15 protein-coding genes, 1 tRNA gene and 1 pseudogene are annotated in these 24,526 nt (G+C 64.6%); 4 read left to right on the top strand and 13 right to left on the bottom strand.

The window, feature by feature from the left end; genetic code table 11:
- From K940_RS27305 to K940_RS0107365, 4 genes are all read right to left on the bottom strand, one after another.
- Positions 1-1,239 (bottom strand): amino acid adenylation domain-containing protein (locus K940_RS27305; RefSeq protein WP_369797480.1); only part of this gene is annotated, 1,239 nt, incomplete at its 3' end.
- A 248-nt stretch (positions 1,240-1,487) separates the two neighbouring features.
- A complete protein-coding gene (locus tag K940_RS0107355; protein ID WP_028477002.1) occupies positions 1,488-8,846 on the bottom strand; it encodes a non-ribosomal peptide synthetase in 7,359 nt (2,452 codons plus the stop codon).
- A 292-nt stretch (positions 8,847-9,138) separates the two neighbouring features.
- Positions 9,139-10,125, bottom strand: coding sequence for a LuxR C-terminal-related transcriptional regulator (locus tag K940_RS0107360; RefSeq protein ID WP_028477003.1), 987 nt, complete (start codon positions 10,123-10,125; stop codon positions 9,139-9,141).
- Positions 10,126-10,268: 143 nt separating this feature from the next.
- Entirely contained in the window at positions 10,269-11,135 is an 867-nt protein-coding gene (locus tag K940_RS0107365; protein ID WP_028477004.1) for a M23 family metallopeptidase, read from the bottom strand.
- A 188-nt stretch (positions 11,136-11,323) separates the two neighbouring features.
- Here K940_RS0107365 and K940_RS0107370 point away from each other — a divergent pair, with 188 nt between their 5' ends.
- Together K940_RS0107370 and K940_RS0107375 are read left to right on the top strand one after the other, a co-directional pair.
- The gene (locus tag K940_RS0107370) at positions 11,324-12,388 is read left to right on the top strand and encodes a nitronate monooxygenase (protein ID WP_081706214.1); all 1,065 of its coding nucleotides are present in this window, start codon (positions 11,324-11,326) and stop codon (positions 12,386-12,388) included.
- A 59-nt stretch (positions 12,389-12,447) separates the two neighbouring features.
- Complete coding sequence (locus K940_RS0107375) at positions 12,448-12,840, top strand: SCO5389 family protein (protein WP_028477006.1); 393 nt, start codon at positions 12,448-12,450, stop codon at positions 12,838-12,840.
- Positions 12,841-12,926: 86 nt separating this feature from the next.
- On the opposite strand, the gene K940_RS0107380 is transcribed toward K940_RS0107375, so the two are convergent.
- Positions 12,927-14,567, bottom strand: coding sequence for a long-chain fatty acid--CoA ligase (locus tag K940_RS0107380; RefSeq protein ID WP_028477007.1), 1,641 nt, complete (start codon positions 14,565-14,567; stop codon positions 12,927-12,929).
- A 1,012-nt stretch (positions 14,568-15,579) separates the two neighbouring features.
- On the opposite strand from K940_RS0107380, the gene K940_RS27310 reads away from it, so the two are divergent.
- Both K940_RS27310 and K940_RS0107390 read left to right on the top strand, forming a co-directional pair.
- The gene (locus tag K940_RS27310; protein WP_369797481.1) at positions 15,580-17,079 is read left to right on the top strand and encodes a flavin-containing monooxygenase; all 1,500 of its coding nucleotides are present in this window, start codon (positions 15,580-15,582) and stop codon (positions 17,077-17,079) included.
- Between the two features lie 132 nt (positions 17,080-17,211).
- A tRNA-Arg gene (locus tag K940_RS0107390) sits at positions 17,212-17,284 on the top strand.
- Positions 17,285-17,321: 37 nt separating this feature from the next.
- On the opposite strand, the gene K940_RS34095 is transcribed toward K940_RS0107390, so the two are convergent.
- The 8 genes and pseudogenes from K940_RS34095 to K940_RS0107430 form a co-directional block, all read right to left on the bottom strand.
- Complete coding sequence (locus K940_RS34095; protein WP_196812139.1) at positions 17,322-17,459, bottom strand: hypothetical protein; 138 nt, start codon at positions 17,457-17,459, stop codon at positions 17,322-17,324.
- Between the two features lie 206 nt (positions 17,460-17,665).
- Entirely contained in the window at positions 17,666-17,983 is a 318-nt protein-coding gene (locus K940_RS0107400) for a hypothetical protein (protein WP_028477008.1), read from the bottom strand.
- 83 nt (positions 17,984-18,066) lie between these two features.
- The gene (locus K940_RS27320) at positions 18,067-18,345 is read right to left on the bottom strand and encodes a hypothetical protein (RefSeq protein ID WP_036527845.1); all 279 of its coding nucleotides are present in this window, start codon (positions 18,343-18,345) and stop codon (positions 18,067-18,069) included.
- Positions 18,346-18,471: 126 nt separating this feature from the next.
- Positions 18,472-18,900 (bottom strand): annotated as a pseudogene (locus tag K940_RS0107410) (acyl-CoA dehydrogenase family protein); the annotation flags it as partial.
- Positions 18,901-18,916: 16 nt separating this feature from the next.
- A complete protein-coding gene (locus K940_RS0107415) occupies positions 18,917-20,128 on the bottom strand; it encodes a pyridoxal phosphate-dependent aminotransferase family protein (RefSeq protein WP_028477010.1) in 1,212 nt (403 codons plus the stop codon).
- A 52-nt stretch (positions 20,129-20,180) separates the two neighbouring features.
- On the bottom strand, positions 20,181-21,308 hold the full coding sequence (locus tag K940_RS0107420) for an acyl-CoA dehydrogenase family protein (RefSeq protein WP_036527848.1): 1,128 nt from the start codon (positions 21,306-21,308) through the stop codon (positions 20,181-20,183).
- A gap of 271 nt (positions 21,309-21,579) precedes the next feature.
- Positions 21,580-23,151, bottom strand: a complete 1,572-nt coding sequence (locus K940_RS27325) for an MFS transporter (protein ID WP_036527850.1) — start codon at positions 23,149-23,151, stop codon at positions 21,580-21,582.
- 114 nt (positions 23,152-23,265) lie between these two features.
- Positions 23,266-24,525: a class I SAM-dependent methyltransferase gene (locus K940_RS0107430; protein ID WP_231390285.1), complete on the bottom strand. Its 1,260-nt coding sequence runs from the start codon at positions 24,523-24,525 to the stop codon at positions 23,266-23,268.
- Between the last annotated feature and the right edge of the window lies 1 nt (position 24,526).

A 24,526-nucleotide genomic window follows, 5' to 3' on the forward strand; every position in this document is an offset into this window, starting at 1 on the left:
GTCTGGTGTCCAGTTGACCAGGTCTCCGGTCCGGTAGAGTCGGGAGCCTTTGTCGTCGAAGGGGTTGGCGACGAAGCGGGTAGCGGTCAGCGCGCGGCGGTTGTGGTAGCCGCGTGCGAGCGCGGCTCCACCGATGTACAACTCACCGGTAACACCGGTCGGGACCGGTGCCAGTCGTTGGTCGAGCACGTATTCGGTGACCGCTCGAATCGGTGCGCCGATGGTCACCGCATCCCCCTCGGTCAGGGGTGGGCTGATGTTCGTCACCATCGTCGTTTCGGTCGGCCCGTAGACGTTGAAGAACGCGCGCTCGCCGCCGGATACCGGCCTCGCCCAGCGACGGACCAGGTCGGGTGGACATGACTCACCACCGGTGATCACCACACCCAACTCGTCCAAGCCGTCCGGGTTCATCGAGGCGAGCGCTGCGGTTGTGATGAACGCGTGGGTTACGCCTTCCCGACGAAGCAGCGCGACCAGTTCGTCGCCGCCGTAGACCTGTGGCGCGGCCACGATCATCGTCGCCGCGCCGCCCACCGCAAGCAGCAACTCCAACACCGACGCATCGAATGAAGGGGACGCGAAATGCAACGTGCGTGCGGTGCTCGTGACTCGATATCGATCACGCTGCTCGGCGCAGAAACTTGCCAAACCCGCGTGAGTCACCACCACGCCCTTCGGTGTACCGGTCGACCCCGAGGTGTAGATGACATAGGCAGGGTGCTCCGCCCGCAGCGGACGCACTCGATCGGCGTAGGTCACCGCCTCGCCCGAAACCTGCTGCAGCCGCTGCGCGTATTCGGCGGTGTCGATCGTCAACCACTCGATTTCCGCGGGCAAGTCCTCTGCCACATGCGCAACGGTGAGCCCGAGCACCGGGTTCGAGTCCCTCACCATGTGCTGTACCCGTTCGGCGGGATAGTTCGGATCCACCGGAACGAATCCCGCTCCGGTCTTGGCGATCGCCCATACCGCGACCACGGACTCGATCGAGCGTGGTATGCCCACCGCGACCAAATCTTCCGGCCCGACACCACGATCGATGAGCAACCACGCCAGCCGCGACGATTCGGCATCCAGTTGCGCATAGGTCAACCGCTGCCCAGACCCGAGCGCGTCAGCCCAACAGACAGCAACACCAGTGGGATTTGCTTCGACTGCCATCGTCATCAACTGCGGCAATGTCGTAACCCCGGACCGCCGCGCACGCGTGGGTCGCACTCGCACCGGCCGCGTCACCGCAGCCTCTGCTCCCCCAACCGCGTCATACTGCTGCCCAACCGCCCGAACCATCGAAACTTCCTCACCTTGCCATCGCTACCGAACGCATCCCCCGACCCCAAGATCATCGAACCTGCGTTCCTACTGTTACGCAATCCATCATTTCTCGACCGCTCACGCCGGACCGATTGAACTCCACCGAACAAACAGGCCGATCGAAAACGCCAACTGGATAGCCTAGCCGTACGAACTGGGGTCGTAGGCCGCTACTTGGGGTCACACAATTCAGTGAGTGTGACCAGCGTCGCAATATTCGTCCTGGGGCTATCGCCAGCGTCGACGCAATCGTCGAGCACCACAGCGCGGAGATCCTCCAACTTCAGTGGGTCGAGCCCATCCAACCCGGCTTGATCGGTGACCAAATGGCTTACCCACTCGTCAGCGAGCGATTCGGTCAGATCACGACCTTGTTCGACCAGAACGATCGAGGCACCGACCGATCCGGCGGCGACCACCTCGACCAGAGCGGCTAGCGACGCCGGACTGCCGTGCTGAAAAGTACGCGACTCATAGGTCAAGTCCGTACGTAGGCACAATCGCCTGGCAGCTGTCGCCAGGTCGTCGTAGCTGACCGCCGAAGCTCCGACGTACGCGGATGTGTTGCCGCGGAGAGCCCCTATACGGTGCGCGTATGTTACTGGGCGCGGTGATTCGGCGGCAATCATGGAAACGACCTCGGGATCATCGAGAGCCAGCCAGTTGAGCGTGCGAGTCGGCCGTGACCCGACGAATGTCAGCCCCACATCGACCACCAGGCCTTGCGGATATGCCACGTCGTGCTCACCGAACGGCACTACCGCGGCCCCTGACTTGAGCACCGCCCAGACAGCGACGACTGCCTCGACGCCGCGATCGAGCCATATGGCGACACCTGTCCCCGGCCCGCAGCCGTGCGCGATGAGCACCCGCGCCAATCGCGACGAACGAACGTCGAGATCCCGATAGGAAAACTCGGTCTCACCCATGACCACTGCAGGGCCATCCGGATCGTCTTCGACCACGGCGGACAACGCCTGGGCCAACGCGGTGCCCGCAGACGGTACGGACTCTTCGACGCGCACCGATTCTGCCGGGGCTACCACCCGCTGCTCGGCATGTTCGAGGATTTCGATGTCACCAGCCAGGATCTGCGGATCGGACGCCACAGACTCCAGGATGCGCGCCAGTCTCCGGCCGAACGACTGCACCGTGGACTCGTCGAAAATGTCGACAGCATAGGTGACGCTGGTGATCAGTTCACCGATCGAACCGTCGGGATGATGATCGGGATGCACGTTGATCTGAAGGTCGAACTTCGCCGCGACCGCATCCGCGTCCAAAGACGTGATGGTGAGTCCGGGCAATTCCAGCGTCGGCTGCTCGTTGTTCTGGAACGACAGCACCACGCCGAATAGCGGGGTACGCATGGTCGCCCGACCCGGCGCCACCACTTCGACCACCCGCTCGAACGGAATGTCCGCATTGGCAAAGGCCGTCAGGTCGGTATCCCGCGCCCGAGTGACCAACTCTGTGAAAGTCATACTCGGCTCGACCGTTGTGCGCAATACCAGAGTGTTCACGAACATGCCGACCAGATCATCGAGTACGCGCTCGCCACGCCCCACAATCGGGGTGCCGATGGCTACGTCGGTGTCACCGGACAGTCTGGCCAGCAATACGGCCAGCGCGGCATGAACGACCATGAACAGCGTCGAGTTGTGCTGGCGCCCCAGCCTGATCAGTGCCTCGTGTACTTCCGAGGACACAGCGAAATCCGTTGTAGCGCCTCGCATTGTGGGAACTGCCGGACGTGGGCGGTCCAGCGGCAGTTCCAGTCCGCCCGACAGTCCGTCGAGTTGGTCGCGCCAGTAAGCCAACTGCTGGGCAGCGATCGAGTGCTCGTCGTCGTCCGCGCCGATCACGGTGCGCTGCCAGATCGCGAAGTCCGCGTACTGCACTTCCAGTGGCGACCAACGCGGCGAGTTGCCACCGATTCTGGCCAGGTAGGCCGTCATCAGGTCACGAGCCAAGGGAGCCATAGATGCTCCGTCGGCCGCGATATGGTGGGCAACGAGGGCCAGCAGATGCTCTTCCGGACCGGACTCCAGCAACAGCACACGCACCGGAACCTGATCGGTCACGTCGAAGCCGGAGACCATCAACTCGGTGATTCGGCCGATCGGGTCGTCTGTGGCGGTCACCTCCACACCCTTGGGCAGTGTGTCGGCGACAGACAAAATCTCCTGGTACGGAAGGGCGCTCGAGCCGTCCGCCGGGTAGCGCGTACGCAACGTCTCGTGGCGCTCCAACACATCTGCCATTGCATAGCGCAGCGCAGCGACATCCAACACACCGGTCAACCGGATGGCCAGCGGAATGTTGTAAGCCGACGAGGTCGGATCGAACTGGTTGAGCACCCACATCCGCTGCTGCGCCAACGACAGCGGAACCTGCTCCGGCCGTTCGGTACGCACCAACTCGGGCCGCTTGGAGTGACCGCCCGCGCCGGGCACGACGAGTGCCGCCAGCGCTTCGACCATAGGCGCCTCGAACAACTCGCGCACAGTGAGATGCGCATCCAGCGCCGTGTTGATCCGCGCAATCACTTTGGTGGCCAACAACGAGTTGCCACCGAGCGCGAAGAAGTCGTCATCGAGACCGACTTCGGTGGCGTCGAGCAACTCAGCGAACACGTCGGCCACCGCCTGCTCGACTGGTGAGCTCGGCGCGCGGAAAGCCGCCGCACCGATGAATTCCGGTGCGGGCAGAGCCGCGCGATCCAGCTTCCCGTTCGCCGTGAGCGGCAGCGCATCCAACAGCACGATGGCATCCGGAACCATGTGGCCTGCCAGGAACTGTGCCGCCTGCGCGCGAATCAGTGCAGGATCCAAAACAGCGCCGGTGTCGGGAACGACATAGCCGAGCAGACGGTCACCGACGTGCTCCTGGGAGCGAACCAACGCGACGGACCTGCCCACGCCGGAACACCGCGCCAGCGCCGACTCGACCTCGCCGAGTTCGATACGGAAGCCACGCAACTGGACCTGGTGGTCACTGCGGCCCACGTATTCGAGCGTCGCTCGACCGCCGAAACCGACCCATCGACCCATGTCACCGGTACGGTACATCCGAGTCCCGTCCGCGGCGAAAGGATTCGTGACGAAGCGTCCCGCTGTCAGTCCAGCGCTGCCGAGATAGCCGCGAGACAACTGCGCACCGGCGACATAGATTTCGCCCGCCACGCCCACCGGTGCGGGATGCAGCCGGTCGTCGAGTACATAGGCCTCCAAGCCCGGCAGTGCCCGGCCGATCACGCTGGCGGTATTCTCGGCCAGCTGCTCATCCAGAGACAAGAACGACACATGCACCGTCGTCTCGGTGATCCCGTACATGTTCACCAACCACGGAGCATCAACCGGATGACGCGCATACCAGCGCCGCAGCTGGTGTAGTTCCAGCGCCTCGCCTCCGAACACCACATACCGCAGAGCGAGCTTTCCCTGGTCGTTCGGATCGGCAGCCTGATCGACTTCGGCCAGTTGATAGAACGCCGACGGTGTCTGGTTGAGCACCGTGACCTGTTCGCGAATCAGCAGATCACGGAACTGTTCCGGGGAACGGGAGGTCATGTAGTCGACCACGACCACCGTGCCGCCATTCGCCAACGCGCACCACAGCTCCCATACCGAGAAGTCGAACGCGAAGGAATGGAACAAGGTCCATACGTCGGTCTCGTCGAATTCGAACAGCAGCTGAGTGTTGGCGAACAGCTCGACGACGTTGCGGTGCGCTACGCCGACCCCTTTGGGGACGCCGGTAGAACCAGAGGTATATATCACATATGCCAGGTTGTCCGGGCGAAGCGGTGCGACACGTTCGTCATCCCGGATCGGAGCATCGCTGAAGCCCGGAGCCTGTTCCAGAGTCGCCTCCAGCGAGATCACCGGAACAGCCACCGGCGGTAAGGCTTCCTGCTCCGCGGCGGTGGCCAGGATGCAGGCAGGCGCCGCATCGGTGAGCAGAAACTCCAACCGCTGTACGGGATAGGTGGTGTCGATCGGTAAGTACGCAGCACCCGCGGTCAACACCGCCAACAACGCGATCGGCAACTCCTCGGTACGGGCAACCGCCACCGCCACCAGTGAATCTGGACCCACGCCCTGCGCGATCAGAGCACGAGCTACGCGATTCGCTCGGGCCTGCAACTCACCGAAGGTGAGGGTCGTATCGCCGAAACGGACCGCTGCCGCGTCCGGACGCCTGCGCGCCTGCGCGGCGAGTAGATCCACCAGCGTCATCTCCGGGATCGTGGCGCCAGGGATGTTCCACTCGTGGAGCACCAATTCTCGCTCGCCGGGCGCCAACACGTCGATGTCGCCGACAGCCACGGTGGCATCGGCGGCCACTACCCGCAGGATTCGGCCGAACCGATCGACGAAGTCCTGGACGGTTGCCTCATCGAACAAATCGGTAGCGTAGGTGAACGCTGCCGCGATGCCCTGGGCATCGCCATGCCGATCGGGATTCTCCATCAACGACAGCTGGAGGTCGAATTTCGCCAACGGCAGTGCAAGATCCACCGCAGCCACCGTGAGCCCGGGAAGTTCCAGATCGGTACGCGCCAAGTTCTGGAAGGTCAGCATCACCTGGAACAGCGGGTGCCGTGCCGTCGAACGCACCGGATCGAGAAGCTCGACCAAACGCTCGAAGGGGACATCGGCATGACCGAAGGCCTCGATGTCGATCGTGCGAACCCTGCCCAACAACTCGTCGAAGCGCACCGCGGGATCGATCTGCGTGCGCAACACGAGTGTGTTGACGAACATGCCGATCAGATCGTCCAGAGCCGCCTCGCCACGACCCGCGACCGGTGCGCCGACGGCGATGTCCCGAGTACCCGACAAGCGGGCGAGCAACACAGCCAACGCGGCATGCATCACCATGAACAACGTCGCGTCGTGCTGCTGGGCGAGGCGACTCAGTGCGAGGTGCACCTCCGGGTCGATATCGAAACCGAGAGTCGCGCCGCGATGAGACGCGACCACGGGACGGCTGCGATCCGCTGGCAATTCCAATTGCTCCGGCAGTGAAGCCAACTCGGCTCGCCAAAAGGCAATCTGCTGCGCGATGATCGAGTCGGGATCGTCTTCTGCCCCGAGGACCGCGCGCTGCCAGAGTGCGAAGTCGGCGTACTGCACCTCGAGCGCAGACCACTGCGGCACACCACCCCGCGACCGATCCATATATGCGCTCATCAGATCGCGAGTCAGTGGGCCCATGGAGAAACCATCGCCTGCGATATGGTGGACCACACAAACCAGCACGTACTCGGCGTCACTCAGCGCGAGCAGGCGTACCCGCACCGGCGGCGCGGCGGTCACGTCGAACCCCTGGGTCACCGTGGCGACGACGAGCGCGGACACCTCGGATTCGTCGGCCTGCTCGACGACCAATTCCGGCACGGCACGCGGATCGGTCGCAGGCAATATCACCTGGTACCCTTCGCCGTCGACGTCGGGGTAACGGGTGCGAAGCACCTCGTGCCGCTCGGCGAGATCACCGATCGCGGCCCGCAGCGCGTCGATGTCGAGTCGCCCGGACAGTCGCACCGCAACCGGGATATTGTCGACCGCACTGGTCTGGTCGAATCGGTTCAGGAACCACATCCGCCGCTGCGCGTAGGACAACGGCACTCGTCCAGGACGCGGCCCTGCACGCAGCGCCCGGCCCGCGGAAGAGCCCGCCTGCTGCTCGATGTGTGCGGCTAGAGCGGCCACAGTGGTCGCTTCGAACAGCAGTTGCACCGGCACTCGCACATCCAGCGCAGACCCGATCCGCGCGGCGGCCTGCGCAGCCAACAACGAATTGCCGCCCAGTTCGAAGAAGTCGTCGTCCGCGCCCACTCGGCCGTCGTCCGCGGGTACCAGCAGCGCGCCGAACACTTGGGCGATGATCTCCTCGACCAGCGTGGTGGGTGCGCGGAATTCGCGTGTGATGACGCCCGGATCCGGCAGCGCGGTGCGGTCGAGCTTGCCAATCGGCGTGAGCGGAATCTCGTCCAACTCGATGATGGCGACAGGCAGCATGTATGCGGGCAATGCCTCCGCGAGAAACTCGGTGAGCGTGGCGGTGTCGACCTCGACCCCCGACCGCGGCAGCACATAGGACACCAACACAGCCGCTCCCGACGGCAGCGTTTTCCCGATGGTGGCCGCGAAGTCGATATCCGGGTGAGCGCCGAGCGCGTTGTCGATCTCGCCGAGTTCGATCCGGAAACCACGGATCTTCACTTGGAAATCCGAGCGCCCCAGGTATTCGATGTCACCGCCGTCCTGGCCACCGGACTCACTGCGGCGCACCAGATCCCCAGTGCGGTAGAGACGTCCGCTGGAGAGGCCGCGGTCCGCGCCGAACGGACTGGCCACGAACCGCGCAGCGGTGAGCCCGGGCCGGTTCAGGTAGCCTTGCGCCAGCCCAGGACCGGATAGATACAGTTCGCCGGTCACTCCCGCGGGCACCGGCCGCATCCGCGAATCCAGAACGAAAGCACCGGTTCCCGGGATGGCCGTGCCGATAGTGATCGGATCGCCCGGTTTCATCGCGGATGTGCCGGTAGCGAGAATCGTTGCCTCGGTAGGCCCGTAGCAGTTGTGTAACTTGCACTCCCCAGCCCAACGACCGATTAAGTCCGGGCCGGACTTTTCGCCGAGCACCGTGACGAACTGGAGATCGGCCAAACCCGTTGCATCCACCGACTGCAGCGCCCCCGGAGTGATGAGTAGATGGGTGACGCGTTCTCTGCGCAGAAGGTCGGCCAACTCGACACCACCGAACACCTCTGGCGGCGCGATCACTAGCATCGCACCCGAGGAGAAGGCCAGCAGCATCTCGAGTACGGACACATCGAAGCTCGGCGAGCAGACATGCAGTACCCGCGATTCCTCTGTCACTTCGCAGCGTTCACGTTCCGCTGCCACCACGGCGGCCAAGCCAGTGTGCGAGACCACGACCCCCTTGGGCTTCCCCGTCGACCCGGAGGTATAGATGACATAGGCGGGATGGCGCTCATCGAGCGCGCGGACGCGATCGGCATAGGAGATGGGATGACCTGGACGCACGGCTATCCGCGCGGACTGCACGGGGTCGTCCAGCTCGATCCAGTAGACGCCGGTGCCGAGCGCTCCACGATGTGCTGTGGTGGTGAGACCCATAATGGCGCCGGAATCACCCACGATGTGTGCAATCCGGTCGATCGGGTATGTCGGATCCACCGGGACATAGGCGGCGCCGGTCTTCGCAATTGCCCAGACCGCGACCACCGAGTCCATACTGCGAGAGATTCCGACGGCGACCACGTCACCCGGCCCGATACCGCGCTCGATCAGTTCCCGAGCCAGTCGCGAGGACGTAGCGTCCAATTCGGCGTAGGTGAGTTCTCGATCGTCGGCAGGATTCCCCGTCGGGTTGAACCGGATCGCGACCTCAGTGGCGGCGGACTCGACCGCGGCGGTGAGCAGTTGGCCGAAAAGCGGGCTACCCGACCTGCGGCGACGGCTACCACGCGCGGATCGACGGACGGTTTCCATCAGACTGCATTCACCTCTCGCATCGAGCCAGGACCCGGACTCCCCTGCCGAGGACGTGAATCCGGGACCGGCGCGGACCGCGCAATCATATAGGGGATCGATCGGCAAGCCCGCACGCTGTATTGGATTTTCGCGGCTGCCGCGAGCACGGCCCACGACCTCCTGGTTCACTGACGCCGCGGCTTCACACTTCCTCCCCCGATTCCCGCATGCGGAGACCGGACTGGGAGCCGATGCCACAGGAGTACGAGGATTCGTCACACAGCAGCCGGATCCGAATCGGTGATGTCACTCACAACCATCCCCGACGTCCGGCCTGCACCCCCGCCTGGAATCTGGTGCTCGCCCCGAGCCGCTCCAGCAGCCGAGCAGTGCGGCGAACCACCGTGCGCCGGGACATCCCCAGTCTGCGCGCGATGGTGTCGTCGGTGGCGCCCAGTCCCATCAGAGTCAGGATTGCGCGGTCCCGGTCGTCCAATACTTCTGCGGTCGGGTTGACCGATATGGGCGCCGCCATCGACCACAATACGTCGAAGGTCTTGACCAGCACATCGAGTGCCGGCGAGCCCACGATGCGCAGGCCCATCGGGTCGGGTCTGCGTTCGTCGGCGTGCAGCACCAAGCTGGCCCGTTCGTCATCGCTGATGATCAGTTTGAACGGCGGCTCGGGCAATGTCCTGGCCTGTGCACCACTGGCATTGGTGGACAGCACGTACCGTAGGCGCTCGGAATCCTGATAGACGGTGTCCTGATACAGCGTCTGGTAGCGGATACCTTGGCCCAGCTTTGCTCGCTTGAGCTGGAACAACTGACGCTCGCTGTCCATATCTCCGAGGTAGGGTCCACGCTCGACCAGTTTGACGCCCACTCGTGCGCCGGACTGCATCTCCTCGTAGTCGGCAAGCATTTGCACACGCTCGTACACCGGCACCACGGCGCCCCCGCCACCACGCGACGAGCGGCGCACCGAGCGAAATGTCTCACTCAGCCGCAGCGCGACAGTGTGCATCTGGCTGATCGCTTCTTGCTTTCGCCGAGCTTCGGCTTCCGACAACGCCTCCGGCGCATGGGCATCCCACACCGGCTCACCATCGGCCGACTCGATACACACCGCAGCGCGCAGCTCACACAAGACATTCAGCGAGTCCGCAGCGAGGCGTTCGGAAATCCCTAGATGGTCGGCAATATCAGCGAGACTCGACCGCGGATGATGCACCAGCACCGCATATACACGACTGTGCGGTGACCCGGACTCGAAAATACTGTCCAACTCGGTCACGGGGCGATCCTCGTGATCCAGAGGCGCCCAGGACGAGGCTGTGCGAGACGCACGAACCGAACTCCTCCTACCTGGCGTGTGCACCGGACAACCGGCAGTAGACACGCGTACAACAGTCGGAATACCAAGCCAGGCAGATGAAGTCAGTGCTCGGAGGGACCCCACTGCAATGGCACACCCTTGGCCGCCATATATGGCATCGGATCGATCTTGGTGCCGGCCTGATCCCAGATCTCCAGGTGCAGATGCGGGCCGGTGGATTGCCCTCGATTGCCGACGGTCGCGATCACGTCGCCTGCGTTGACTCGCTGACCTGCGTGGACGAACATCTCGTTCACGTGACCGTAGACCGCAGTGGTGCCGTCGTCCTGTAGTACACGCACCCATAGACCGAAACCCGAAGCGGGACCAGCCTCGACCACGGTACCGCTACTCACCGAGTGGATGGGCGCACCGAGCGCGTCGGCAAAGTCCACGCCGTAGTGCATACCACCCCAACGGCTGCCGAATCCGGAACTGATCGCTCCGGCTACCGGACGCACCGCAGGTGCTGGCGCAGCTTTCGGTTGCATGCCCTGGAGAAACTGTTCCGCCTGGGCCAGTGGTCCAGCGATCTCAGGGGGGACGTTCGGAATACCGAATGGCGCAGCAATCGGCTCGGCAACTGGCTCCACGGTCGCAGCCGGCGCCGGGACGCTGTCGGTGATCTGATCGACCATGGCCTGCACCTGTGCAACCGGCATGATATCCGCGCCGCCCAGGGCCGGCATCACAACCGTTGCTTCGTTGGCGTCGGGCGCACTGTGGCTCGGCGAAGCCTGAGCCATCGCCGGAGCCAGCTGCCCGGCGGTACCGATCAGTGCACCGGTCGCGACGGCGACGCCAGCAGCAACCTTCGCCCGATCGGTGGAGGACGGCTCGGCGCGGTGCCGCGTCGGCCGGCCGGTGGCGCCATCGCCGACAAGGCTGCTGACGGTAATGGAATCGGGGCCTACGTGGTGCTGCGACAAAACTTCGTCCTTGTGTCGAAGAACAGGGCCGGGATGCCGTCCTCGGGGCCCGACCTGCTCGATAACGATCTTGTGAAGCCGAACCAAATTACGGTTTGACATCCGCTGCAGTGGGAACACTACTCTTTCGTGACCATTTCGCAACCTGGCGAGAAATTTTCTGGGTGAGACCCAGATCATGGGTCCGAATGAGCCAGACTGGGACCGTGATCCTCGACCACCTCGACGTCCCGATCGCATTGGCCCCGATGGCGGGCGGACCCTCCACACCCGAGCTGACCCTGGCGGTCACCGAGGCAGGCGGCTTCGGCCAGTTGGCAGCCGGATATCTGAGCGTTGCCGACACAGCCGCTCGAATCGCGACCACCCGGGCGGCCACGACCAAGCCGTTCGGAGTGAATCTCTTCGTACCGGGCCCCCCGACTCCAGTCGCCGATCTCGCCGACTATCTCGCCGAACTCGGCGCCGAGCACGATCTCGGCGAGGCGAGGTTCGACGACGACGACTGGGAGGCCAAACTCGACCTCCTGGTCAGCGACCCGGTTGCAGCGGTGTCGTTCACCTTCGGGTGTCCGAGCGCCGCGGAGATCGCGCGCCTGCACACGGCGGGGTCCGAGGTCTGGGTCACGATCACCTCTCCCGCCGAAGCACGCATCGCAGTGGACTCGGGCGCCGATGTCCTCATCGCTCAAGGAGCGGAAGCAGGTGGGCACCGAGCCACGTTCGTGGACCGAACCGCCGACGACCAGACGGACCCACTGAGCTTGTTGGCGCTGCTGCAGTTGTTGACCACCACCGTCGATGCGCCGCTGGTGGCTACCGGCGGCATCGCCACGGGCGCGGGAATCGCCGCGACGCTCGCGGCCGGAGCGGCGGCTGCACAACTGGGCACCGTGTTCCTACGCTGCCCCGAGGCTGGGACCCATTCGGTCCATCGGAGCGCCCTGACCACGGATACCCCCACAATGCTCACTCGCGCGTTCACCGGCCGCAGGGCACGCGGACTACGCAACCGCTTCACACTGGAGCACAGCGCTACCGCACCCACGGGTTACCCCGAGATCCATTACGCCACAGCCGCACTGCGGGCCGCCGCGCGGTCGGCGGGCAATTTCGACGAGGTCAACCTCTGGGCAGGTCAAACGCACACGCTGGCAACCGACAGACCCGCGGGCGAACTGGTGCGCATACTGGCCAGCGATACGAAAACCGCACTGGAAAAGGCACTTTCACGTCGAATCCAGTCTTGTTGACAACGAATTTCGATTAGACTCGGCTGACGTTGCACCGACATCACCTGGAGGTGAGTGCCATGTCCCTCGACGTCCCCACCGCACTGCTCGAGCGCGCCGAGCGCGGCGAGGTCGATGACGCCGATTTCATCGAAGTCGTGCGCACATCACTGCCCTACGCCTGGGAAGTGGTCAGCCGTGTCGCCGATGAACTCCATTCCGGCACTGGCGAATTTGCTGACAATGTGGTTCCTCCGCCGGACGAAGCGGCCCGTGGTCAGCTACTGCGCGCGATGGCCTCGGACGCTATTCGCGCTGGGTTGGAACGACACTTCGGTGTCAAGATCGCCTTTCAAAACTGCCATCGCGTGGCCGCGTTCCCTTTGTCCGCGGTCGGCGGTGAGACCTACACCACGTTCATCGGCACCAGGGCTCAGCTGCTCAACCAGAGCCCCGAACTGCGCAACTGCTGACCGGCTGGCGTCGGGCCGAGCGCGGCCCATCGCGATGACCGTGCCGAACATGCTGTGGGAGGGCGCGGCGCCCTCCCACAGCCGCCTCAGTCGAGCGTGACGATGTCCAGACCACCGTCGGCATACTGCGCGCGCAGCCGCTTCTTGTCGAACTTGCCCACGCTGGTCTTGGGCACCTCGGGGACGAATGTCCAACGTTCCGGCAGTTGCCACTTCGCGAACTTGTCGGTCAAGAATTCTCGCAGTTGTTCCGGGGTACTCTGCGCACCCTCGGCCAAGACGATCGCCACCAACGGCCGTTCGTCCCATTTCTCGTCCGGTACTCCGATCACAGCAGCCTCGGCGACGGCCGGGTGGCCCATGACCGCGTTTTCCAGATCCACCGACGATATCCATTCGCCTCCGGACTTGATCACGTCCTTGGACCGGTCGACCAAGGTGAGGTAGCCATCCGGGCTGATCTTGCCGACGTCACCGGTGCGCAACCAGCCATCGTGGAACTTGTCCGGGTCGACCGCCGCACCGTCGGGCGAATAGTAGGAGCCGGTGATCCACGGGCCGCGCACCTCCAGTTCACCCAAGGACTTCCCATCGTTGGGCACGATGTTCCCGTCGTCGGCGATCAGGCGCGCCTGCACACCAGCCGGAAACCGACCTTGCGTCACTCGGTAGGACCACTTTTCTTCGTCGGTGCGAGCGCTCGCGGGTGGATGGGCCACGCTGCCCAGCGGCGAGGTCTCGGTCATGCCCCACGCGTGCAGCACCCGCGTGCCGTGCTCGTCCTGGAATGTGCGCATCATCGCCGGCGGGACAGCGGCGCCGCCCACCACGACCGTTCGTAGGTGGGTGATGTCTTGCGGCTTGGCGGCCAGGCCTGCCAGCACACCTCCCCAAATCGTGGGCACCGCGGCGGCGAAGGTCGGACGTTGCGCAGCCATGCATTCGAGCAGCGGACCCGGCTGCAGGAATCTGTCCGGCATGAGCAGGTCCGCTCCGCACATCAGGGCCGCGTACGGTAGGCCCCAGGCGTTGGCGTGGAAGAGAGGGACAATGGTCAGGATGCTGTCGTTACCGAACAGACCCATGCCGTCGTTGGCCGCGACCTGCATCGCGTGCAGCCAGTTGGAGCGGTGCGAATACACCACGCCTTTGGGATCGCCCGTGGTGCCGGAGGTATAGCACATCGCAGCGGCGGAGCGTTCGTCGATCACCGGGAAGTCGTAGGTATCCGGCTGCGCGGCGAGCAATTCGCTGTAGGAGTGCACCTGGACACCATCGGGTGCGGTGATGGCCGCGGCGTCACCGTTGACCACGATGACGTGACGAACGGTGGTCAAATTCGGCAGCAGCTTGGCGAACAACGGAACCAACGTCGCATCGACCAGTACCACGCGGTCCTCGGCGTGACCGGCGACATACGTGAGTTGATCGGGGAACAGTCGAATGTTCAGCGCGTGCAGGACCGCCCCCATCGCGGGCACGGCGACGTAGGCGACCATGTGCTCGTTGTTGTTCCACATGAACGTGCCGACCCGGTCACCGATCCGGATTCCCAACCCATGCAGCGCGTTCGCCAGCCGCGCCGACTCTGCGCCGAGCTCTCGATAGGTCATGGTGCGCACACCAGTCCCTGTCCAGGTGGACACGGTGGAATCAGCGAAGAACGTCGACGCATGCCGTAGCAACGTGGCAAGCGACAATGGCTCGTCCTGCATGGTGCTCAACATCGGAACTCCTTCTTTTCTGCGACTTCCCTCGGAAGCCAGGTCCTCGTTCGGCCACTTTCGGAAGCCTCCGACGCGAGCCACTCGTGCACGAGACCGAGCGCGAGCCGGGGTTCTGAGCCGTCGCATGGGCGTCGACGACCCGGCGACGTCCGCAGGCGCACCTCGACAGCGACCCGAAAGCCACGGTGGACAGCCGAGCCACCGAGTCGAGTCGATGAAATCTGCCAACAGTCGGGCCTCGTGCGACTTCGGCAGGGGCGGTGCACGCGCATCGGCATGGTTCTGTCACACGCCGATCATGAGCCACATCACATCGGCGATGTTACCGAACTGATAGACCGTACCGACCAAGGGGGAGTCACGACTTCCGCAGCCGCGGTTCTACCCAAGTTTGAGCTGGTCTGCGCGGTGCCGTACGCACTATCGGAACCGGCGCACCCGAGCATGCATCCGAGGCGGCCGACACAGAGAAGCGACCCGCTTCGCGAAGTCCGTATACGCTGCGCGGCGCCTTCCTCCACGGTAGAGCCTGGATGCGCTCCGCCCACCGGCGTGCCGGCGGCACCCCCTGCGTTGCCGCCGACACGCCTGCACACCACTACCTGACAGCAATTTGTTTTAGTCGACGGCAGCGCCGGTGCGCTAGCCGATCAACCGGATGCACACCCGAATGAGACAAACGAATCCCTCAGGCATAAAAATGCTTTCGACTTCGACACTCTGTGAACCGAATTGACCAGCATGAACCAAACCACGTGTCAGCCGAGAAAGCACCTGTGCCGTGCACACAGTTGCACGTGCAATTGTGTGAGATCCCCAGGGGTGCGGCATCGACCCTCACTCGCTCAACCGAGGCGGGTCGGTCGATTTCTAGCGATCAGTTGTGACCGAAAACATGCCATATGTAGCAGAAATTATCTGTTACATCGCGTCTCTAGTACCTACAGTCGGTCGAGTGGCGACGCCATCCATCATCATCATCGGAGCCGGGTTCGGCGGACTCGGCGTTGCCATGGAGCTCCGACGAGCCGGGGTGCATACCTTCACCATCCTGGAGCGGGCCGACGATCTCGGCGGCGTGTGGCGCGACAACACCTACCCCGGCGCGGTATGTGATGTGCAGTCCCCGCTGTACTGCTGGTCGTTCGCGCCGAAAACGTGGGCACGACGCTACGCCCCGCACCAGGACATCACCGCGTACATGCGCGACACCGCCGAACGATTCGACCTGCTGCGCCGCATCCGCTTCGGCACCGAGGTAACCGATGCGGAATTCGATGAGCGTAGTGGCACATGGTCCGTCCACACGGCCGACGGTGCACAGCTGTGTGCCGATATCCTCATCCCGGCCGTAGGCCAACTGACGCGCCCTGCCCTGCCGAGCATCCCCGGCGTCGACACCTTCACCGGGCCGGCCTTCCACTCCGCCGAGTGGAACCACGATGTCGATCTGGCCGGCAAGCGCATCGCCAGCATCGGCACCGGCGCCAGCGCGGTTCAGTACCTCCCGCGCATCCAGCCGCGGGCCGCACACCTCACCGTCTTCCAACGCTCGGCGGCATGGGTACTGCCGAAGCGGGACGTCGCACTGTTCGATCGTGGGTACGCGGCGTTTCCCCGCGGCGAACTCGGCCTCCGCATCTTGCGCTTGGGCATCTGGCTGTTCAACGAGGCGCTCGCCCCTTCGCTGGGCGGCCGGCCAGTGGCCGCGCTGGCCAATCGACACCGGGCCACCCAAATCCCCGACGCCGGTCTGCGCGCCAAGCTGACGCCCGACTACGTCACCGGCTGCAAACGCGTCTTGTTCTCCAACGACTATTTTCCCGCGCTGACCAAACCGAACGTCACAGTCGAGACCTGCGCTATCGAGTCCATCACACCGACTGGGATTCGCACGATCGACGGCGTAGAGCACCGGGCGGACGTGATCATCTACGGTACCGGTTTCAAAGCCACCGAGTTCCTCGCACCGATAACCATTCGCGGCCTCGGCGGGCGCGCATTGACCGACGTCTGGAATGCAACCCCCCACGCCTACCTCGGCATGTGTGTACCCGAGTTCCCGAATATGTTCATCGTCTATGGACCGAACACCAACCTCGGCGCCGGCTCGGTGATCTACATGCTCGAGTCGCAAGCCCGCTACATCCGCCAAGGCGTGCGGTACCTCACCGACCGTCCCGGGCGCCACCTCGCCGTCCGCGCCGACACCGAACAGCGTTGGGACGACTGGTTGCAGCGACGGATGAAAAGCAGTGCGTGGAACTTCTGTTCCAACTGGTACCAGAACCATAGTGGTCGGATCGTCAACAACTGGCCGTGCCGATCGTTGATCTACCGTCTGAAAACAAGGACGTTCGACATCGCCGACTATGACGAGGCACAGGCTCCCTACCCATGGCTGCGCGCCGAAGACTCGCCGGCGCGCGCGGCGAACGCAGCTGCCCATGACCTACCGGTCCAATACCCCCCAGGGACATACAAAGCCTCGGCCTCCCTGCATCTCGAGTAGGCCACCGAGTGTTCACTGCCCGCCGAGCACCCACCATCTCGACCTACGACCCGCTCCGATCGACGCGATGCGGCCCACGTGCCTGTGAACCGGTAGACTAGCCACGACCCGGGTAGGTCACCAACCCACCCAGCCTTCGTAGCTCAGGGGATAGAGCACCGCTCTCCTAAAGCGGGTGTCGCAGGTTCGAATCCTGCCGAGGGCACAACAAAATGCCAGGTCAAAGGCTGAAAGCGCGCTGATTACCGAGCCGCCCGAAGCGTTTTGCCCACACCTTGCCCACACTCGGCCTCGGTCACGGCTCGGTGATGCGCGTTCAACCGATCGGCCACGGTGTCCAACTCGTCCTCGAAAAGGTGCCCGTAGAGATCCAACGTCATGGACGCCTTGGCGTGGCCGAGCATCCGTTTGTACAGCCTTGACCGACGCCCCGGCACGGATCGCCAACGACGCTGCGGTATGCCGGAGTTCGTGTGGCGTGAGCTCGGCCGGTACATCCGACGCCGCGCACTCCTTGATGGCGCGGTTCCACCACCGTTGATCTGGGTCACCGAGGAGTGGACCCGCCGCCGAGACCGGAGCACGTTCACATCCCATCCGAGACCCGCAGTGCCGCAGCCTCACCGAATCGCAATCCGGCATAGGCCAGCAGGTAGACCAGGACGCTCCGTGGGTGCGCGGCGTCAGTGAGCTTGGCGTATCGCCATTCGCCCACCACCGCAGCGTCGGCGGTGACCCTGCTCGCGGCCTTCGCCGGCGCGGCCACTTGGACGGAGGAAAGATAACGCTTCTCCGCCTGGATCGACTGCGGTAGTTCCACATTCTTGGCCGGGTCGATCGCGATGCGTCGACGCTGGACCGCTTCGGTGAGTATCTGATTCAGCACGGCGACGTTCTTGCGCACGGTCGCTGGGCCTTGGTCTTGGCGCTGGTGGCAATCCAGAGCTGGACCCGTTCGTGGGTGATATCACCCAACCGCGAGAGCGGTCACACGGACTCCAGTTTGCGATGCCACCGGACGCGCCGGTCCCTGCCGTCGACCTCGCGCAACGCGTAGGTCGCCGCCGTGACCGCGGCCCGCGCGTACCCGATCATCTCGACGGCGGACCGGCTGTCGGGCTCGCGCAGGATGCCCACGGCCTCGATAGCGCATTCGACGAGCCTGGTCACCGCGGCCGACAACGGCTCGTCGGCGCGAGATGTGGTCAGTTTCCCGTGAGCTACCCGCAGCAGCGACTCTATTTCGGAGTGGGGGAAATCCGTCATCTTCGACCTCGTCAATCGGGAATCAGCTTGGGGTGGGTGCGTTCGTCAGAACGTTGCTTCATCGATCTGCATGATGTCGTCGTCGAGCTTCGCCAGCACCGCACAGGTGGCGGCCAGCTCGGGCAGGGTGGCCGAGACCTTCAGACCCATCTTGTTCTCGACACCGGTCACGAAGACACCGTTGCGGTCGCCGAGGTCCCCTGTCGTGAAGAACAGCGACAGTCCCTCCGAACCGGGCGCGGCTCCGACCGGACGAGCCAGCACCAGATGCATGGTGTTGGGAAACAGGTCATCCGAATCGCCCGAGGTGATGAATCTCGCCTCGGGCAGCCGGACCCCGGCCATCGCCGGATCGAATACCAGCGAATTACGGTCGGACTCCGCGAAGCTCTCCCCCAGTGGCCCGGTCGCCAGCGAGTCGACCTCGGCCAGCATCGCTCGGACCGTCTCGGTGTCCAGTTCGTCGAACGCACCGGACGCCAAGACTGCGTCGAGGCCGAGAACATCGAACAGATTGAATTCGAGATCGCGGACGTTGCTCAGGTAGTGCCCCATGACCAGCTCACCCGATCTAGCGGGTCGCGGTGGTCACCAGCGCGTTGCTGATCACTTCCGCCACCTTGACGAGATCGTCCGAGCTGTGCGCCGCGGAGATACACACGCGCAGCAGGGCCCTGTCTCGCGGCACCGCCGGATGCAGGGCCACGCCGACATACGCACCGCCACGCAGGATCTCGTTCCAGATCTCGACGGTGCGGTCGTCGTCACCGATGACGATCGGGATGATCGGGGACCAGTGACCGGTCGCCCCCTCCACGTTGACGCCCTTGTCGACGAGCAGCCCGGTGAGCGTTCGCGCAGACTCCTCGACCCGGGCCGCGAGAATCTTGCCTTCCTCGCCCATCACGATCCGCACCGCTTCGTTCGCCGCGGCTACACTGGCCGGAGTCGCCGACGTGCTGAAGATGAGACTGCGCGCCGCCCCACGCAGCCCCGCGATGAGTTCGGCGTTGCCCGCGATGAATCCGCCGGTGCTGCCGAGGCCCTTCGACAAGGAGCCCATCAGGACATCGACCTCATCCAGCACACCACACTCTTCGGCCCACCCACGACGGTTGGGCCCGTAGATGCCCAGCGAATGCGCCTCGTCCACCATCAGCAGCGCACCGGCGCCCTTGGTGACGCTGACAATGTCGGCGAGCGGTGAGAGGCTGCCCTCCATCGAGTACAGCCCGTCCACGATGACCATGGTCTCGCTGGTGTCACCCACTTCGGCGATCGCAGCGCGCAGGCTGTCGACGCTGTTGTGCTCGAACCACTTCAGCCGGGCGCCGGACTGCCGCACGCCGTCGATGATCGACGCGTGCGCGTACGCGTCGACGACGGCAGTGCTCTCGCGGCCGAGCAGCGCACCGATGGCGCCCACGTTGGCGGTGTAGCCGGAGGTGAAGACCAGAGCACCGTCGGTGCCGTACCACTGGGCGAGTCGCTCTTCGATGTCGACGTGCAACTGCACCGAACCGTTGAGGAGGCGGCTGCCCGTCGTCGCACTGCCGAACTGGTGGATGCCGGTGTTGGCCGAATGCAACACCCGCGCTTCCGATGCCAGGCCGAGGTAGTTGTTGGAACCGAACATCATCACCTGGCGGTCCTCGAGCTGCACCGAGGAGCCTACGGCGGACTGCATTGTGCGGTAGAAGGGCGAGATCGACTTCGATTCGAGCTCGCTAATCAAGCGCGGGATGTATTTGGTGGCGAGTCGTTCGATCAATCTATGCGACATCTCAGATCAGCTTTCATTCGATCGTGGTGTTCTACGTGACGGCGGTCGACGCTCAGATGAAGGCGAATTCGCGTTCTTTGCGCAACCACGCGACAAGGTTCGCGCCGGAATCGCGCATCGACGGCGGATGGAATCGATGCACTGCGCACACCTCGGCGAGGTAGCCGATGTCGGCATTTCGCATGTAGGCGATACCGCCGGCGGCCGTTTTCACTCTTCCGACGAGTGAATCGACACAGTCATCGAATGCTTCACGCAGCGCGAGCAATTCGGCCGCGGTATCCGGCGACACCGATTTTGCGTCGAACTCGGCGGCGAGCTTCAGCAGGGCGTTCTCCATCGCGGCGAGGAACCCGGACATCCCGGCAACGCGTGTCGCGTCGACACTGCCCTCCCGTGCCAGGGCCGCATCGAGCAGCGCGTACGCGGCGCCGAGATAGGTGCCGAGGATCAGCAGGCCGAACCACTGGTAGCCGATCATCTCGCTGGTGCCGTCAGGGTCCTCGAGCAGGCTCTCGACGACGAGCCCCTCGGGGCAGAACACTTCGTCGAGTTCGACCGAACCGGACTCGGCGCCGCGTAGCGTGGTGGCCTGCCAGAACGGGCCGACGGTGAGGTTGTCCGAGCTGGCGGGCACAAGCGCGACGGCACGCTCACCCGATTCCAGTTCCACGCTCGCGACCAGCACGTCCATCGATTCCGCCAGCGAACACGGCGCCTTGCGGCCCGTGAGCAGATACCCGTTCTCGCACTTGGCCGCCCGCATGGTCGGTCGGAAGATCGAACCGCCCGGCTTGCCCTCGGAGAAGCCGGAGGCCAGCACCTGACGGTCCACCGCGAGCTGACGGATGAGCGCGCGCTCCTCGTCGGTGGCCTGCTCGGCGAACACCGCGAGGGTAGCGATCGAGAGATGGTGCATCGTGGTCGCAGCGCCGAGTGCGGGCGCGACGGCACCGATCGCGATGTGGACCTGCACGGCCTCGACCGCCGAGGCGCCGAGCCCACCCAAGTCCCGCGGTGCCACCAGCCGCGGTCCGTTATGGCGAACCCACACGGGAACCAGACTGTGCTGATCGCGCTCGGCGATCGTCGCCGCGGTGCCGGCCAACTCGTCGAGCAGGCCGGGCAACAGACGTTCGAGTGTTTCCCGAGCCACCTCGAGGGCAGACTTCACAACCATTCCGATTCCCTTCTCGAATCGACGATATTTCGCATGCGCCTATTTCGGATCGGGCGCGCATTTCCAGGCCGGATATTTCGGCGACGGCAGTCGATGGATTGTTTCCGATCGGCGATCATGGCCAATGTTACGTCGACTACGCTGCGCCACAAGATAATCGGCGGTCCGCACCCGACCACCGGCGTGGACGAAGGCAATCACGCCGACCGAACCCGGATACGCGAATTCCCTGATACCGCCGTGTGCCAGTACCAGGAAATCCGGGAATTGTTCAGTGGGCGATGTCGAGCGTTTTCTCGGTAGTTTCCGGTTCGGGCGCGCCCGGGCGGCGAGCCAGCAGTGGCACGACGACAGCCAGCATCGCCATGGTCGCGGCCGCCGCAACGGCGGCGACCGAGAACCCTTGCGAGAAAGACGATCTCGCACTCTCCAGCAGCGCGCCACCCAGCTCGGCAGGCAACCCCGCCGCGGCCTGGTGCGCCCCGGCGAGAGTTTCCCCGGCCGCGTGCGTAACCTCGTCGGGCAGTGCCGCCGGGACATCCACCGACACCCGGTACACCGCGGCACCGATCGAGCCGAGAACGGCGATCCCGAGCGCGCCACCGAGTTCGGAGCCGGTCTCCGAAATCGCCGAGGCCGCCCCCGCCCGATCCTCCGGCGCTTGGGAAACAACGGACTCGGTGGCGGGCGTGATGACGATCGTGGCGCCGAGGCCGAGCAGCATACCGCCGGCCAGCAGGATCCAGACCCCGTCCACAGACCGGCTGAACGCAACGACCAGCAGGCCGACCGCGCAGATCAGGAAACCGATGCCGAGCGTGCGCCCGAAACCGGTCCGAGCCAACAGCGCGGGCGCCGCCGTGGCGCCGAGTCCGGCGGCCACCGTCATCGGCAGCATCCACAGCGCCGACTCGAACGGACCCATGTCCAGCACCAACTGCAGGTACTGCGCGAAGAAGAGGTTCGGCCCCATCATCGCCAGCATGCCGACGGTCACCGCGACCACACCCGCCACGAAGACCGGGTTGCGGAACAACCCGCGGTCGATCAGCGGGGCGGCGCTACGCCGTTGCTGCACGACGAAACCGATCACCAGCAGCACGCCGGCCAGTAGCGACAGGACCGAGGGGCGGTCGAATCCGGCGATCTCGGCACAGCGTTTCATTGCGTAGACGATCGAGAGGATCGCGGCCAGCAGGAGCACGGCGCCGACGAGGTCGAACTTGGAGTTGACGGGGTTGTAGTGCTCGGGAACCAGGATGGGCGTGAGCACGAGCAGGACGAGGATCACGGGCACATTGATCAGGAAGACCGAGCCCCAGCTGAAGAAGTCGAGCAGCACACCACCGAGGACCGGGCCGAGCGCGCCACCGCCGGCGAAGGCGGCGGTCCAGACACCGATGGCCTTGGTGCGGTCGCCAGGGTCCTCGAAGATGTTGCGGATCAAAGCTAGTGTGGAAGGCATCAGGGTCGCGCCACCGATGCCCATGACCGCGCGCGCGCCGATCAGGATCTCGGTGTTCGGCGCGAAGGCCGCGACCGCAGAGGCGATGCCGAAGGCCGCCGCACCGATCATCAACAGCTTACGGCGGCCGATGCGGTCACCCACGTTTCCCATGACGATCAGCAGGCTGGCCAGCACGAAGCCGTAACTGTCCAGGATCCACAGCATTTGACTGCCACTGGGCGCGAGGTCCTTGCCGATCGAAGGGATCGCCAGGTAGAGCACCGACATGTCCATGGCCACCAGCACGACGGGCAACACGAGGATCGACAGGGCGATCCATCGTGCCGAACCGGCCCGCTGCGGTGGCGGTGTGTCGTGTTCCGTCGAGCCGAGCATTGTGACGCGCTCCAATTCGTTGAGATGGCGAAAATTAGATCATTGTTCTAATTTAGCTCGTCCGCGGCACCCCGTAAAGCACGATCCCGACCTCACCGTGCCCGTCCCGTCGGTTCAGACCAGCCGCACATTCGGCACGTACAGCAACCATCGGCCGCCGCGCTCGGCGAACGCCTGCTCCTTGGCCAGGATCTCCTCGGCGTGATTCCACGCGAACAGCACGGCGCAGTCGGCCTCGTAGTCGGCGAACCCGGCGGCCGGCACCACGGGAATGTGCGAGCCCGGCATCTGCCGCCCGGTCTTGGCTGGAGTGGAGTCGAACACACAGGTCACCAGCTCGGGCCCGATGCCCGCGTAGTTGATCACCGTCGCGCTCTTGGCGGTAGCGCCGTACCCGACCACGTGCATGCCGCCTGCCCGCAACTCGACGAGGGTGCGCTCGAGGTCGCGGCAGATCTGATCCACCTCGGCGGCGAACTTGCGCAGAGTGGGCAGCTCGGCCAGACCACGCGTCCGCTCGTCGGCGACGAGTTCGGCCACCGCCGCGCTGGGCGTGCGCGCACCGGCCCTGGCGATCGTGTACCGCACTTCTCCTCCGTGCACCGGCAGGCGCCGGACGTCGACGAGCTCGAAGTCGAAGCGTCGAGCCATCGCGGCCACCGACGTCGCCGAGAACAGGTAGAAGTGCTCGTCGTAGATCTGGTCGAAAGAGACCTTGTCCACGACGTCGCCGAGGTAGGGGTCCTCGAAGACAAAGACACCGTCCGACGCCAGCAGCGCGTCGATGCCGCGGAAGATCGAATCCAGGTACGGAATATGGCACATCGTGTTGGCCGCGAAGACGACCTCGGCCCGGCCGTGTTCGGCGGCGATCTCGGCGCCGACCGACTCCTCGAAGAAGTCCGAGCGCACCCGGATGCCCGCGGCTCGCGCCACGTCCGCGACGCCGCTGCACGGCTCGACACCGAGATGGCGCACCCCGGCGGCATGCACGGTGCCGAGCATGCTGCCGTCGTTGGAGCCGATCTCGACGATGAAGGGGTCCTGCCCGGTCAGCTCGGTGTCGAGGAATTCCCGTGCGGTGGAGGCGAAGTGCTCCCGCATCCGGACCGAACCGGCGGAGACGTAGGGGTAGGCGGCGTGAAACATCCGCTCGCGCGGCACCTCGTCGAGCTGCTGGACCATCGAGCACGACTCACAGACGCCGACGCGCAGCCGATAGAAGAACTCGTCGGCGATCTCCGCCGGAGTCAGGAAGGCATCGGAGAGCGGCTGGCGGCCGAGATCTATGAACTCCTGGACGTTTCCACCACAGATACGGCACATGATTCCTCTATCGATCGTCGAATTGTGTTCTTGTACTTGGTTGTTCATC

The sequence above is a fragment of the Nocardia sp. CNY236 genome (assembly GCF_000482385.1).
In the GTDB taxonomy this organism is placed as follows: domain Bacteria; phylum Actinomycetota; class Actinomycetes; order Mycobacteriales; family Mycobacteriaceae; genus Nocardia.